The organism is Actinomadura sp. 3N508 (assembly GCF_044326375.1).
In the GTDB taxonomy this organism is placed as follows: Bacteria; Actinomycetota; Actinomycetes; order Streptosporangiales; family Streptosporangiaceae; genus Spirillospora.
The window spans coordinates 33,951-48,189 of the sequence record NZ_JBIRAX010000001.1 but is presented as its reverse complement, the minus strand read 5'-3'; the positions used below and the strand labels follow the sequence as shown (position 1 = coordinate 48,189).

10 protein-coding genes and 1 riboswitch are annotated in these 14,239 nt (G+C 71.9%); of the genes, 3 read left to right on the top strand and 7 right to left on the bottom strand.

Going from position 1 to position 14,239, the window contains the following annotated elements:
* The first annotated feature begins 628 nt into the window (after positions 1-628).
* On the top strand, positions 629-1,456 hold the full coding sequence (locus tag ACH34S_RS00200; protein ID WP_395950273.1) for a TrmH family RNA methyltransferase: 828 nt from the start codon (positions 629-631) through the stop codon (positions 1,454-1,456).
* Positions 1,457-1,489: 33 nt separating this feature from the next.
* Here ACH34S_RS00200 and ACH34S_RS00195 read toward each other — a convergent pair whose 3' ends face one another.
* The 4 genes from ACH34S_RS00195 to ACH34S_RS00180 all read right to left on the bottom strand — a co-directional run bounded on the left by ACH34S_RS00195 (position 1,490) and on the right by ACH34S_RS00180 (position 7,713).
* Positions 1,490-2,494 carry a hypothetical protein gene (locus tag ACH34S_RS00195; protein ID WP_395950272.1) on the bottom strand — a complete coding sequence of 335 codons (1,005 nt, stop codon included), beginning with the start codon at positions 2,492-2,494 and terminating at the stop codon, positions 1,490-1,492.
* A gap of 112 nt (positions 2,495-2,606) precedes the next feature.
* Complete coding sequence (locus ACH34S_RS00190; protein ID WP_395950271.1) at positions 2,607-2,975, bottom strand: hypothetical protein; 369 nt, start codon at positions 2,973-2,975, stop codon at positions 2,607-2,609.
* Positions 2,972-6,244 (bottom strand): SseB family protein, encoded by a 3,273-nt coding sequence (locus ACH34S_RS00185; protein ID WP_395950270.1) that lies wholly within the window; start codon positions 6,242-6,244, stop codon positions 2,972-2,974. The genes ACH34S_RS00190 and ACH34S_RS00185 overlap by 4 nt, the downstream gene beginning before the upstream one ends.
* Before the next feature lie 149 nt (positions 6,245-6,393).
* On the bottom strand, positions 6,394-7,713 hold the full coding sequence (locus ACH34S_RS00180; RefSeq protein WP_395950269.1) for an aminotransferase class V-fold PLP-dependent enzyme: 1,320 nt from the start codon (positions 7,711-7,713) through the stop codon (positions 6,394-6,396).
* A 40-nt stretch (positions 7,714-7,753) separates the two neighbouring features.
* Positions 7,754-7,871, bottom strand: a riboswitch (SAM riboswitch).
* A gap of 50 nt (positions 7,872-7,921) precedes the next feature.
* On the opposite strand from ACH34S_RS00180, the gene ACH34S_RS00175 reads away from it, so the two are divergent.
* Positions 7,922-8,314: a hypothetical protein gene (locus tag ACH34S_RS00175; RefSeq protein WP_395950268.1), complete on the top strand. Its 393-nt coding sequence runs from the start codon at positions 7,922-7,924 to the stop codon at positions 8,312-8,314.
* Positions 8,315-8,400: 86 nt separating this feature from the next.
* Here ACH34S_RS00175 and ACH34S_RS00170 read toward each other — a convergent pair whose 3' ends face one another.
* Together ACH34S_RS00170 and ACH34S_RS00165 are read right to left on the bottom strand one after the other, a co-directional pair.
* The gene (locus ACH34S_RS00170) at positions 8,401-10,956 is read right to left on the bottom strand and encodes a transglycosylase domain-containing protein (protein WP_395950267.1); all 2,556 of its coding nucleotides are present in this window, start codon (positions 10,954-10,956) and stop codon (positions 8,401-8,403) included.
* A 218-nt stretch (positions 10,957-11,174) separates the two neighbouring features.
* Entirely contained in the window at positions 11,175-12,338 is a 1,164-nt protein-coding gene (locus tag ACH34S_RS00165; RefSeq protein ID WP_395950266.1) for an FKBP-type peptidyl-prolyl cis-trans isomerase, read from the bottom strand.
* Between the two features lie 416 nt (positions 12,339-12,754).
* Here ACH34S_RS00165 and ACH34S_RS00160 point away from each other — a divergent pair, with 416 nt between their 5' ends.
* Positions 12,755-13,654: an exodeoxyribonuclease III gene (locus ACH34S_RS00160; protein ID WP_395950265.1), complete on the top strand. Its 900-nt coding sequence runs from the start codon at positions 12,755-12,757 to the stop codon at positions 13,652-13,654.
* On the opposite strand, the gene ACH34S_RS00155 is transcribed toward ACH34S_RS00160, so the two are convergent.
* Positions 13,651-14,238 carry an SAM-dependent methyltransferase gene (locus ACH34S_RS00155; protein WP_395950264.1) on the bottom strand — a complete coding sequence of 196 codons (588 nt, stop codon included), beginning with the start codon at positions 14,236-14,238 and terminating at the stop codon, positions 13,651-13,653. The genes ACH34S_RS00160 and ACH34S_RS00155 overlap by 4 nt on opposite strands.
* Position 14,239: the final 1 nt, after the last annotated feature.

Sequence of the window (14,239 nt, the reverse complement as noted above, 5' to 3'; positions counted from 1 at the left end):
ACTGTAGTAGTACGAACTAGAGGTTACAAAGAACTCAAAAGTGATAATGACGCAGGTCATGCGCGTATGTCTCATCGCTGTCGGAGTCGCCCACGGCCGTCACGCGCAGCGAGCACGGCGCTACACCCGCCCCCTCGATCGCCTGCGGCGCAACGCCTCCGGGACCTGCCGTTCGTCCAGTTCCGGCCTGGTGTCGGGCGCCCGCCCCGCCGCGTCCCTCGGGTCCGCCGCGGCGGCACGGAGAGAACCGTCACAGCCGCCGCCGGAATCATGGAGAAGATCCACCCGGACCGAACCAGATTCCGGCAAATTCTCGCGATCTTGATCGTTTCGTGCCGTCCCGCAACGGCTCCCCGGCTCCCCGGTCCCGCATATTCGACCCTGGGAGTTGATGCATGTCGAGAAACCGGTGACGCGCGCCGGAGGCGGCGCGGCGCGCGTCCGTTCCCGGCTTTTCTCGATCACCGGCCGCCGTTCTCCCGCCCGAGGAGGCCGCTCGGGAACGGTGCATACCAAGGTCATCACGCTGCCGCTTCTAACAGGGGAGATGCGGGGGGCGGACAGGCCGGGTCCATTGCGCCGACAGGCCGCGTCCTTCGCGTCCGGCCCGCTGCGGGAGACTTGGGGGATGGCCAGCCTGGTTCCCGTCTCCGACCCCGCAGACCCGCGCCTCGCCGACTACGTGCGGCTCCGCGACGTGAACCTCCGCAAGAGCCTGGAGGCCGAGCACGGCCTGTTCGTCGCCGAGGGTGAGAAGGTGATCCGCCGCGCGGTCGCCGCCGGGCACCCCGTCCGGTCCCTGCTGATGGCCCGCCGCTGGTTCGAGCCGCTCGCCGACGTCCTCGACGGCCTGGACGCCCCCGTCTACGTCGCCGACGACGCCACCATGGAATCGGTCACCGGCTTCCAGGTCCACCGCGGCGCCCTGGCGTCCCTCGAACGGCTCCCGCTCCCCACCGTGGACGACGTCGTCGCCGGCGCACGCCGCATCATCGTCTGCGAGGACATCGTCGACCACACCAACATCGGCGCCATCTTCAGATGCGCGGCGGCCCTCGGCGTCGACGCCGCCGTGCTGGCGCCGCGCTGCGCCGACCCGCTCTACCGCCGCTCGGTCAAGGTCTCCATGGGCGCGGTGTTCGCGCTCCCGTACGCCCGCATGACCGACTGGCACAACGGGCTCTCGACACTGCGCGAACACGGGTTCCGGCTACTGGCCCTGACCCCCGCGCCCGACGCGCTGCCCATAGACGACGTGCCCATCGGCGATGTGAGAACGGCCGAACGCAGGGCGCTGCTGCTGGGGTCCGAGGGGGACGGGCTGTCGTCCCGCTGGCTGCACGAGGCCGACCATCGCGTCCGCATCCCGATGAGCGAGGCCGCACTGGACCGCGGCGTCGACTCGCTCAACGTCGTGGCGGCCGCCGCGATCGCCTGCTACGGCCTCACGCGCTGATCAATCGCTGATCAGTCGCCGATCAGTCGCCGGTCACTTGCCGAAGCTGCCGCGGCGGGGCCGCCGGTGCTCGCCCTTCGTCCGCTTCGGGGCCGCGGCCGACATGCGCTTGCGGCCCAGCCGCGCCTGCGTCAGCAGCAGCGAGAACGCCACCATCAGCGCGGCCAGCCACGCGATCTGCGTGCTCGCCATCCGCTCGAACGTGAGATCCTGCGCGACGGGCGCCTTGTTGCCCTGCAACCGGCTCTCCGGCGTCGCGACCTGCCCCGGCGCCACCGACGGGTTCGGCGCGTTCGGGCTCGTGATCGGAGGCAGCGCCACCTGCGGGTTCCGCGGATCGAACGAGGAGTTCGGCGCCGGCGGGATGACCCCGCCCGTCGTCCCGGAACCGGACGAACCGCTGCTACTGGAGCCGCTGGAACCACCGGAACCGCTGCTGTTGCTCCCGCCTCCGGACGACGAGGTCGCCGGCTTGGATGACTTCGTCGGCTTCGTCGGCTTCTTTGTGCCCTGGGTAGGCTTGCCCGACCCTGGGCTCGACGTCCCCGGCGAGGGCGAGGTGGGGCCCGGGGAGACCTTGGCGAACGTGATGATCGCGTCCCTGGACTGCTCGATCGGCTCATCGTTCACCGTGGCGGTGACCGTGATCGTGACCTTCAGCTTCACCGGGTCCTTGATCTCGCGGTTCTCAAGGGAGATGACGGTCTCGGCGACCCGTAGCTTGCCGTCCGTGAGCAGGATGCACGCCACAGGCTCCGCGTCGCAGCCCTTCGTGACCTTCGGGCTGCCGGCGTTGTCCGGCGCCGCCAGCACGACCTTGCTGATCTTGAGTTCTGTCGGCGTGCCGTTCTCGACATCGGCGCTGGTGGTAACGGTGACGGTCTGGTCCGCGAGGGGAGTGGTGGTGCTGGGCTGGACCGTCACGTTCAAGGTCGCTTCCCCGGGCGCACCGGCGACGGCGGTCGCGCCGCCGGCGGCGACCACGGCGGCCGCGCCGAGTCCGATGATGGTGGGTATGACCGCTGATCGGCAGATCACTGCCGCAGCACCTCCGTTGCGTCGCCGTTGAGCGCATGTGTCATCGCTTCGAGGGATCGCCTCGGGACACAAGCGAACACGGAACTATGCCGCAAATCAACCCCATCCGAAATCATGTGAACTCTTCACGAACGTCTTCAACTTCCGATCTGGGGGCCCAGGTCTGCCAGATTCCCAGGTCGATGCGGTCCAGCCCGAGACTTTCGGCGACCGGGGCCCGTCCCCCTGAATATTCGACCCGCAGCCAGGTTTCGTGTTCGCCCACAACGACGAAGCGTTCACCGCGCCAACGGCACGTCGTCCGGACGTAGCGGAGGTCCTCGATCTCGGACGCCGGGACGACGCGGCGGTACCGGCCGGGACGCAGCTCCTCGAACCCGTCCGTCGGGGCGGGCGCGTACAGCCTGACCTCGCCGTCCGCGCCGGGCGCCGCCTCGAAGTCGCGGCCGAGCCAGCGTGCGACGTATCCGTCCCTGATCACTGCGCGGCCTCCGTCCGCCCGCCGGACGCGTCCCGTCCGCCCGCCGCGTCGGCGCTCGCGTCGGGCCGGAGCCAGGCGAGCCGGTCGGGGTCGTACATGGCCACGAACCGCTCGGAGCGGTCGCCGGCGAGGTAGTACATTTCCGCCCCGAACGGGAGCCGGACGCTGTCCACCTTGTATTCGCGGATCGAACCGGCGCTGCCGGGCGCGAAGCCGCCGCCCGTGAACGGCGGACGTTCGATGACCCATCCGGCGTCGCCCCACGCGGACAGCTCTTCCTCGTCCCGCCCGCCGAACGGGATGCGGTACAGGGCGGGACAGTAGGCGGGCCACCGGATGACGTACACGCCTTCGTCGGCGGGGGAGAACGGCGACCCCTCGTACAGGAGACCCAGCGCCTCGTACAGCTGGACGGGAGCCTGCAGTTCGCCCACGTCGCTCGTCAGGTGGACGAAGCCGCCCACCCGGTCGTAGCCCTGCTCCAGGTACCAGGCGACATGCCCGTGCGGCACGACCTTCTGCATGATGGACGGCGCCGCACCGCGATCGTCGAGATCGGGCACAGGCATCGGCTCGGGCCGCGGCTCCAGCTCGGGTCGCGACACCGGCTCCGGCCGCGACACCGGCTCCGGCCGCGACACGGGCTCGGGCCGCGACACGGGCTCGGGCCGCGACGCGGGCTCGGGCCGCGGTGCCGGTTCGGTCTGCTGTTCCAGGTGGGCGGCCTGCGGTTCCGGTTCGGGCAGTGCCTCTGGTTCGGGCAGTGGTTCCGGTTCGGGGCGCGGCCGGGGCGCGGTCTGCCGGACGGGCGGCACCTCGGGCCGCGCCGGGACGAGCCCGACCCGCGCCGCCCACTCGCTCAGCTCCCGCACCTGGTCGCCGCGCAGCGACGCGCCGATGCGCGTGCCCGGGTTGAGCAGCATCGCCCACCCGTCCTGCGGCCACGCGCCGATCAGCTCCCGGAAGTCGGCGTACACGAACCGCGACTCCGGCAGCACCTCGCGAAGGCGCACCAGCGAGGTGAACACCTGCACCGCCGCCTCGGTGCGCAGCGCCGCGTCCCACCGGAACTCGCGCTGCACCGGCGTGACCTCCAGCGGCGCGTCCGCCGGGATCGGGACCAGCACGTTCGCGTTCAGCAGCACCCGCAGGAACGCGTCGGAGTCGCCGGTGGCCGCCGCCTCGAACAGCTCCTGGTCGATCCGGTTCCCGGCCTCGAACTCGGGCTCGGGTTCGGGAACGGCCCGCAACGGCCGTCCACCCGGCACCGTCTCCTCGGGCCCGGGGGCGTCCTCCTCGCCGGGAAGGTTCGGGACGCCGGCCGCTTCCGCATGTTCCGCGACCGCCTCCGCCGTCGGCTCCGGATGCTGCGCGGCTTCCGGTGTTTCCTGGACGTCCGGCAGGGGGCGACCGTCGCCGTCCCCGGTCGACGGTTCCGGAGAAGCGTGCACATCTCCGGGATCGACCGGCGGCGGCGCCGGGGCGACGGCGTGCCTGCCCGTCGCCTCGTTCGTGTCCGCGATCTCGGACGGGGCCGCGTGGCCTTCCACCGCTCCGCCCGGCCCGGCGACGGCGCCCGCGCTCTGCGGATCCGGCGCGCTCAGCACGGTTTCAGCAGGTTGAGGGGCCGCAGGCGGCGGGACAGGGGCGCTGGGCTGCGAGGCCTCGTCAATGGCTTCGGGCGGTCCGGCGTGCCGGCCGCGCGGACGATCCGGCACCGGATCGGCGGCGAAGCCCTCGCCAGGGCTTTGCGCGGCCGGTGCTTCGGGCTCGGCGGAGACGGCGGGGACGGGCGGCGCGACGGGCACGGCCGGCGTCTCCGGCGGCGGGGGCGTGGCCGCGGACGGAGGCGTCGCCGCGGTGTCCGGCCCGCGCAGCGAACGGACCTGGTCGCCGGGCATGGTCGCGTCGATGGGGGTGCCGGGGTTGAGGACGAGCGTCCACCCGGTGTCCGGCCAGGCGGCGACCATGTCGGCGAGGCTCGGCATGACGAACCTGGACGAGCCGATGGCCTCGTTCATCCACTTCAGCGACGTGAAGATCTGGATGGACGTGCGCCCGTGGACGGGCACGGGCCGCCACGGGAACCCGGGGTCACCGGGGTCGATGCCCCACGGGGTTTCGGGATCGGCGGACACGAGGACCTGCGCGTTCAGCAGGATCGAGAAGAAGGTGTCGGTGTCGCGGCGGCGGGCGGCGTCGAAGAGGCGCTGCTCGATGTCGTTCTGCGGGTCGAAGCCGTCGGTCATGCGCTGCGCGGCGCGCTGGTCGGCCCAGGTCGCGAGGCCGGGCAGCTGCTGGGCGAGGATGGTGCCGCCGGCGGGGGAGCCGGAGTTGATGGCGAGCAGCCACTCGTGGTTCGGCCAGTAGCGCAGCGCGACGGTGAACGGCAGCTTGATGTACTCGGTGCCGGTCCCGGCGGCGTGGGCGGCCTCGATGAGCCGTTCCGGGGACGTGAAGACGGGCACCACGGTGGAGCCGTCCACCTCCCGCGTCTGCCAGGGGAAGCCGGGACGGCCCGGACGCAGCGTGTAGTCGGTGTCGTCCGGGACGGGGAGCAGCACGTCCGTGGCGGCCAGGGTCTGCAGGAAGAGATCGTGGTCGTTGGTGGCCGCGGCGCGGAGCAGATCGCGTTCAACGTCGTTGGCGGGCTGGAACTCCTGCCGGGACGACTCGACGGCCGACTCGGCGGCCAGACCCGGCTCCGCTTCCCGGGCCGGTTCGCGGGCCGGTTCGCGGGCCGGCTCAGGGGACGCTGCTTGGGCCGATTCGCGGGGTAGGCCGCGATGCTGGTCGTGGAGCTCCTCCCAGGGCGCGGACGCGCGGCCGACCTGCGGCGGGCGCCCGTCGCCCCCGGCGACCTGGCGGACGAACCAGGCCGGCAGCCGCGCCTCGATGGGCAGGACGGCCGGAACGCCCTGGGCCGGGACGTCGACGGCGAGCCACCAGCGGTCGTCCGGCCACGACTCGGCGATCTCGCCGAACCTGAGCGTCATGAAGTGCTGGTAGGACGGGCCGAGGCAGGTGCGCATCGCCGACGCCGAGGTGTAGACGAGCACGTGGACCCGGCCGTCCTCCTCCTGCGTCGGCCAGGACGGCTGCGTCTCGTTGGCGAGGACGCCGTCCACCACGTCCGGCGGGACGGGGACGACGAGCTCGCTCTCCGCGAGGATCCGGAAGTAACTCTCCTGGTCTCCGGCTCGTACGGTCTCCTGCAGCCGGTGTTCGAGATCCGACGTGGGTCGCCACGCGTCGGCCACGGTCGCCACCCCCTGTTTCCTCCGTGCTCGTCCCCGCGCGACTGCCTACGCTACATGGGCGAACAGGACCAAAGAGCATCATCACTCGGCAGCGCCGGAGTTTGCGCAGTTCAGCGAACCGCCGCCCGGCGGGTGCCCGCACCCGGCGGGCCGCCGGCTCAGCGGGCCGCCAGCTCGGCGAGGGCGGTGAGGAGGCGGTCGATGTGCTCCTCGCTCGTCCCGATGCCGAGGCTGGCGCGGACGGCGGTGTCCCGGCCCGCCGTGCAGTCCCCGTCGTCTCGGCCCAGCAGGTGACCGACGAAGGGGTGGGCGCAGAACTTTCCGTCCCGGACGCCGATGCCGTATTCCTCGGACAGGGTAAGCGCCACGTCCCGCGCGTTCCAGCCGTCCACGACGAACGACACGATCCCGACCCGCGGCGCCCGGTCGCCCCACAGGTTCAGCTCGCGGACGGACGGCAGTGCCGCCAGCCCCGACCGCAGCCGCTTCACCAGCGCCTCCTCGCGTGCGGCGAGCGAGTCCCAGGCGTCCGACAGGGTTTCGCAGGCGGCGGCGAGCGCGATGACGCCCAGCACGTTCGGGGACCCGGCCTCGTGCCGCTGCTCGGCGGACGCCGCCCACCGGGTCGTCCGCCCGACGGACGCGCTGGCGCCGCCGCCCTTCAGGTAGGGGCCGGCGGCGCGGAGCCAGTCGGCGCGCCCGGCGAGCACGCCCGCGCCGAACGGCGCGTACAGCTTGTGCCCGGAGAATGCGACGTAGTCGAGCCCCAGCGCCGTCATGTCGATCGGCCGGTGCGGGACGAGCTGCGCGGCGTCCACCGCGATGCGGGCGCCGTTGCGGCGGGCGACCTGCGCGAGCTCCTCGATCGGCCACAGCTCGCCGGTGACGTTGGACGCGGCGGTGACGACCAGCAGCCGCGCCCCGACGGGGGACTCGCGCAGCGCCCGGTCGGCGGCGGAGATCGCCTCGGCCGGGGTGGCGGGCGCGGGCAGCCGCACGGCCCGCCGCCACGGCAGCAGGCTCGCGTGATGCTCGGTCTCGAAGACGACGACGCTCGTCCCGGCGGGGACGGCGTGCGCGAGCAGGTTCATCGCGTCGGTGGTGTTGCGGGTGAACACCACCGCCGAACGCCGCCAGGCCCCCACGAACGAGCGGACGGTCTCCCGCGCCTCCTCGTACGCCCCGGTCGTGACCTGCGACGCGTAGCCCGCCCCGCGGTGCACGCTGCTGTAGTACGGCAGCGCACGGGTGACCGCCTCGTGCACCGCCTCCAGACAGGGCGCGCTGGCGGCGTAGTCGAGGTTCGCGTACGGGACGTGGCGCCCGTCCCGCACCGGCACCGGGACGTCCGCGCCGATGACGCGCGGACCCGCCGGAAGAACCTGAACCCCGGCCCCCTCGGCGGGCGTCACAGCAGGCGTGAAAGCGGAGCGGGCGGGCGGGACGGGGAGCGTCGAGCGGGTGAGCAGCGTCGGCATGCCGGAACCTTCCGGGTCGGGGACCCCGGAAATCCGCCGGGATCCGCGCTTGCCGGGACGCGATCGTCGCGTCCGGCCAGGTCTTCACCCGGGGCACCCCATCGCGGACGAAGGGTTGCCGGCCAGCAAGCCGGGGCTTTGCGCTGGCGCTCATGACCTCATGCGCAATTATATGCGGGGCCGGACGGGGATCAACCGGGAGGATGCGATGGGATACGGGGCGGACAGGGCGGTTCGGACGCTGGCCGCGGGCGTGGCGGCGCTCGCCGTGTCCGGCCTGCTGGGCGGGTGCGGGTCGCTGGGCGGCAGCGACACCGCCCAGGTGTGCGCCGACACCAAGAAGGCGTTCCAGCAGTACATCACCCAGGTGCGGAGCATCCCGGCGGCCGAGCCCGCGCAGTGGCGGCAGGCGACGGAGACGCTCGCCGGACGCCTCGACGCGCTGGCGAAGAAGACCGGCGACGACGACCTGAAGAAGGCGCTCAACGCCGAGGCGGCCAAGCTCCGCGCCGCCGCCCCGGCCGTCGGCACCGGCGACGTCGCCCAGCTCGACGCCGTCATGGGCCAGACCCCTGCCAGCATCGGCAAGGCATGTAAGTAGGGACCTGCAAGCCGACCCGGCGGGAGGCCACCGAGGCCACCGAGGCCACCGAGGCCACCGAGCGCGCCCGGTGGCCCGGCGGGAGGTCAGCCGATGCCGCCGGGGCGGCCTCCGCCGCCTCCGCCCCCGCCACCTGGATCATCGGGGTCGTCGGGGTTGCCGTCGCCCGGGTCGTCGGGGTCGGGCGGGAAGATGGTCGGCAGGTCGGTGGGCGGAGCCGGGATGCTCGGCAGGTCGTCGGGCGGCGGCTCGGACGGCTCGCCGGTGTCCGGCGGCTCCGTGCGGCCGGGGCCGAGGCCGTCCGGCGGGCCGGTCCAGCCGCCGCCCGGACGGCTCGACGGCTCCCCGAACGACTCATGCTCGTAGCCCTTGATGTTCACGGCGTCGCTCATGTACGTCCGCCACATCTGCGCGGGCAGCTGCCCGCCGTACGCGCCGTACCCGGGGATGTCCAGCGGTTTGCCGTCGCTGCGGAACATCGCCACGGACGTCGCCATCTGCGGGATGAAGCCGTTGAACCAGATCGCGCGGCCCTCGTCGGTGGTGCCGGTCTTGCCTGCGACGTCGCGGCCGTCGGGCAGCTGCGCGGCCGTCCCGGTGCCGCCGCGGACGACCTGCTGCATGGCGTACGTGGCGTCCCGCGCGTTCTGCTGGCTGAGCGCCCGCTCGCCCTTCTCGGTGAAGGTGCGCTCGTGGTCCTCGTTGTCGGTGACGGACTTCACCACGAACGGCGTCCGGTGCACGCCCTCGGACGCGAACGTCGCGTACACGCCCGCCTGCTGGACGGGATGCAGCGACACGATCCCGAGCGGGAGCGTCGCGGCGGTGCGCTGCTCCGGCTTCATCTGCTCCTCGGGGATGCCCATCTTCTCGGCCATCTCAACGATCTTCTTGTTGCCGATGTCCTTGGCGAGGTTCACGTACGCGGTGTTGACGGAGCGCTGCGTGGCGGTGACGAGGTTCACCGACCCGAAGCTCTCGTTCTCGTTGTTCTCGATGGAGGCGCCGCCGAAGTACTGCGGGGAACTCCCGTCGTAGGTGGTGTTGAGGGACTTGCCGTCCTCCAGCGCGGCGGCCAGCGCGATCGGCTTGAACCCGGACCCGGCCTGCGCCCAGTCGCCGAAGGAGCTGCTCAGCGCCTCCTCCAGGTAGCCGCGGCCGCCGTAGAACGCGAGGACCTGCCCGGTGCGCGGGTCGACCGACACGGCGCCCGTCCGGATCTTCTTGTTCATCCCGTCGGGGACGTTCTGGTTCACCGACCGGCGCATCGCGTCCATCAGCCGCTTGTCGAACGTCGTGGTGATCTTCAGCCCGCTGCGGTTGATCTCGTCCTCGCTGTAGCCGCGGCGCTCGGTGAGCTCCTTCTTGGCCACGTTGACCATGTAGCCCCGCTGGCCCTTGAGGACGTCGGTGATGTGCGCCTTCCGCGGCACCGGGAACTTCATCGACACCGCCTCGGCGGGCTGCACCGCCCCGTCCCGCACCATGTTGTCGACGACGGAACGCCAGCGCTGCTCGGCGGAGGCGCGCTGCGCCCCGCTCGGGTCGGCGAAGTTGCTGGGCTGCTGGATCGCGGCGGCGAGGTAGGCGCCCTCGGCGGGGGTCAGCTGCGAGACGTCCTTGCCGTAGTAGGCCCTGGCGGCGGCCTGCACCCCGTACGCGTCGCGGCCGAAGTAGATGGTGTTGAGGTACTGCTCGAGGATCCAGTCCTTGGACTTCTCCCGGCCGACCTTCAGCGACACCATCACCTCCTTGAGCTTGCGGGTGACGGAGACCTCCTTGCCGATGCCGCCGTAGTAGTTCCGGACCATCTGCTGCGTGATCGTCGACCCGCCCTGGAGCTGCCGGCCGCTCACCGTGGACCACAGGGCCCGCGTCGTGCCCGACACGGACACGCCGGGGTCGTCGTAGAAGCTGCGGTTCTCCGCGGCGATCACCGCGTCGCGGGTGCTCTTCGGGATCCGGTCGAGCTTGACCGCGTCGCGGTTGACGCCGGTCTTCGCGATCTGCGTCTTGCCGTCGGAGTAGTAGAACGTCGGGCCCTGCGCGATCGCCTCCTCCTGCGGCGACGGCACCGGCGTGAGCACGTAGGCGATGCCGAACGCGGCGATGAAGAACCCGATCAACCCGAGCAGGACGAACAGGGCCCGCCGCAGGTAGCGCGACCGCCGGCTGCGCGGCTCGCGCGGCCCCTTGCCGCCGTTGCGACCCCTGCCGGCACCGCCGGCTCCCGGGCCAGGCCCGCGCTCGGGCGGTCCTCCCTGCTTGGACGACGCGGCGGCGGGCATGGTCTTGGTATCACCGTTCCCGGGCTCTCCGACACCCGCGGCCCCCGCCGCGGGCTCGGTTCCGGCGACCGTGCCGGTCACCGTCTCATCGGTGTCGTCGGTGTTTTCGGCGCGCGGGGATTCCGCCCCGTCCGTCGCCGGGACGGCGGCGCCGTCGCTCTTGTCGCCGTTCTGAGATATGTCGTCTCTGCGGGCGAATTCGGAGTCTTGGGCGGTTTCTCCGGTGTGTTCGGCCGGCGTGGCGGTCGTGGGACCGTCCTCGCCGACCGGTGGCGCGACCTCGGTGTCGACCGGATCCGCGTCGCTCGGCCCGGTGCGCTCCTTGCCCTCCGGGCCCTTTCTGCCGTTGCTCACAAGCCCCCCGTGAATAATGCGTTACCGACGATACCTGAGGGGATCGATGGGATGGGCCGCCCAATGCACAGTCCCGTGTTCCCAATAGGAGGACGGGTAATGCGCCGCCCTGGTTGTCGTGGCGCATGCCGCATCATGAACTTTTCCCCGGAAACGCCGAAGGGCGGGGACCCGGCCGGGTCCCCGCCCCTCTCACAGCGCGGCAGAGCCGCGCGACGTCACTTGTGGATCTTGGCGATGATGTCCACCACGAACACCAGGGTGTCGTCGCCCTTGATGTTCGGCGGGCTGCCCTTCTTGCCGTAGCCCTCCGCCGGCGGCAGGACCAGCAGCACCCGGCTGCCGATCTTCGCGCCGGTGAGGCCCTTGTCGAAGCCCGGGACGGTGCCGCCGGTGCCGATCGGGAACTTGGCCGGCGCGCCGCCCTGGCCCCAGGTGGAGTCGAACTCCTTGCCGGTCTTCCAGATCTTGCCCTGGTAGTTGACGACCGCCTCGTCGCCCTTGGCGAGCGCCGGGCCGGTGCCCTCGACGAGCGTCTTGATCTGGAGCTTGTCCGGCGCGTCCTCGCCCTTGGGGATCGTGACCTTGGGCGCCTTGCCGGCCCCCTGGTCCTCGACCTTCGGCAGCGCCTTGTCGGCGAGTTCCTTCTTCGTCCCCTGCGGGGCGGGGTTCTTCGGCACGACGGCCTGGACGTCCACGACGAAGACGACCCAGTCGGTGCCGCTGAGCCCGAGCTGCTCGCCGTCCTTGCCGAAGCCGTCCTTCGGCGGGATCCGCAGGATGACCCGGCTGCCGGCCGTCTGGCCGATCATGCCCTTGTCGAAGCCCTTGATGCCGCTCTTGCCGACGACGAGCGGCCGCGTCTGCTGGCCCTGCGCCTCCTGCTTGTAGGACGACCCGAGCTGCTTGTTCGTGCTCTTCTTGGAGCTGTCCTCTTCGTCCTTGTCCTTGGACCACTGGTAGAAGGCGTACTGGACGTACAGCGTGTCACCGTCGGCGATCTTGGGACCGGTACCGCGGATCGGGACGGTCGCCACCGTGCGCTTGCCTTCCGGCGCGAGATTGGTGGGGATGTCCACCTTCGGCTCGGACGCGAACTTCCCGGACACCTTGATCTCGGGCCCGGGCCGGTTCACCCACCAGACGACACCGCCGGAGATCGCCACCGCGACCACCACCAGCCCCGCGATCATCATCATCCGCCGCTTGCGCGCCTGCTTGGCGGTCAGCGCGGACGGCGCGGAGGGCCGGTTGAGCCCGCTGCCGCGCCCGGCGCTGATGCCGTGCGGGGTGAACTCCGGGCTCCGGATGTTCTTGGCGTTCGGGATCTTCGCCTTCGCCTTGATCGCCGGCTTGCCCCCGGGCTTGTCATCCTCGGACATGATTCCTCACTCGCTCCGGGCTCGACGACATCACGGAAAAGACCACCCTTCCAGGGTCGGTCTAAGCACAGCGTGAAAACCGTGCAAAGTAGGCCGACCCGCAACCTACCGGTCACACGGGCCGCTGTGCGGCCCCCGGTGACGGGGACGGGCCAACCCGCAACCTATCGGTCACGCGGCCTCGCGTGGCGCCGAGCGACCGCGACGGGCCGACCCGCAATGTACCGGTCATACGGCGTGGATGGGCGCCGCGTGACAGGGACGGGGCCGACTCGCAATCTTCCGGTCACCCGGCCCCCGTAGGGCCGTGCGCCTATGGCAGGGGGGACCGCCAGGATACCGCTCAGCCCGCGCCGCTCAAGCCCGCGCGCCACGACGCTCAAGCCCGTGCGCCGTGACGCTCAAGCCCGTGCGCCGTGACGCTCAAACCCGTGCGCCGCGACGCCGCCACCCCGCGTGCCGCCGCGGGGTGGCAGGCTGGGGTGATGCGCCTCGCGACGTGGAACGTCAACTCCGTCAAGGCCCGCCTGCCCCGCCTCCTCGCCTGGCTGGAGGAGACCGCGCCGGACGTCGTCTGCCTCCAGGAGACCAAATGCCGCGCGGACCAGTTCCCGTCCGCCGAGGTCGAGGAACTCGGCTACGCCACCGCCGCGCACGGCGACGGCCGGTGGAACGGCGTGGCCATCCTCTCCAGGATCGGCATCGAGGACGTCTCGAACGGCTTCCCCGGCGCACCGTCGTACGAGGGCGAGCCCGAGGCCGACGGCGTCCAGATCACGCTGACCGAGCCCGTCCTGCGGCGGGAGCCGGAGGCCCGCGCGGTCGGCGCCACGTGCGGCGGTGTCCGGGTCTGGTCGCTGTACGCGCCCAACGGCCGCACGCCCGAGTCGGCGCACTACGCCTACAAGCTCGAATGGTTCGCGGCGCTCCGCGAGGCGCTCGCCACCGAACTGGCCGCCGGGACGCCCCTCGTCGCGTGCGGCGACTACAACGTCGCCCCCACGGACGAGGACGTGTGGGACCCGTCCGTGTTCATCGGCTCCACGCACGTCACCCCGTCCGAACGCCAGGCGCTCACCGACCTCCAGGCCCTGGGCCTCCACGACGTGATCCCGACCCCCATGAAGGGCCCGCACCCTTATACCTACTGGGATTACCGGGCCGGCATGTTCCACAAGAACATGGGGATGCGGATCGACCTTTTCTATGCGAGCGACGACGTCGCCGGGCGTGTCCGCTCCGCCTACGTCGACCGGGAGGCGCGGAAGGGGAAGGGCCCGTCCGACCACGCTCCCGTCGTCGTGGACCTCGACTAGCCCGCCCTGCGGGCGAGGAAGCGGCGCTTGCCCGCGCCCGGGACGTCTTCCTGGTGGAGGACGGTGAAGCCGCGGGGGAGAAGTGAGGCGGGCTCTCCGGCGGCCAGGCACCATTCGGCGGGCAGGTGCGGCCGGTCGCGGCGGGCGTCCTCGGTGAACGCCTCCCAGGCGAGCGCACCGCCGTCGAGGACGGCCTGAACCGCGCGGCCGAACACGGAGCGGTCCCAGAAGCCGGTGCACAGCACCAGTGCATATCCGGACGTATCGGGCTGCCAGGCGCCCAGATCCGCCTGGACGAGCGTGATCAGCGAGCCGAGCCCTTGGCGCGACGCCTCGGCGCCGAGCCGGTCCAGCGCGATCTCCGAGACGTCCACGGCCGTGACGGCCCGCCCGGACCCGGCGGCGTGCAGTGCGCTGCCGGACGGCCCGGACGCCAGATCGAGCACGCCGCCCGCGGGCAGCCCGAGCGCCAGCGCCCGCTCCGCCAGCGGATGGACGGCCGTCAGCGCCGGAGCGTCCCCGTATTTGGCGTTCCACCGGAGCCTGTCCGGATGCCCGGCCAGGTCCGGTGGCACATCGTCCATG

Coding starts and splice junctions, on each gene's coding strand:
- ACH34S_RS00200 (WP_395950273.1), top strand. CDS start 629: ATGGCCAGCCTGGTTCCCGTCTCCGACCCCGCAGACCCGCGCCTCGCC.
- ACH34S_RS00180 (WP_395950269.1), bottom strand. CDS start 7,713: ATGCCGACGCTGCTCACCCGCTCGACGCTCCCCGTCCCGCCCGCCCGC.
- ACH34S_RS00175 (WP_395950268.1), top strand. CDS start 7,922: ATGGGATACGGGGCGGACAGGGCGGTTCGGACGCTGGCCGCGGGCGTG.
- ACH34S_RS00165 (WP_395950266.1), bottom strand. CDS start 12,338: ATGTCCGAGGATGACAAGCCCGGGGGCAAGCCGGCGATCAAGGCGAAG.
- ACH34S_RS00155 (WP_395950264.1), bottom strand. CDS start 14,238: ATGGACGATGTGCCACCGGACCTGGCCGGGCATCCGGACAGGCTCCGG.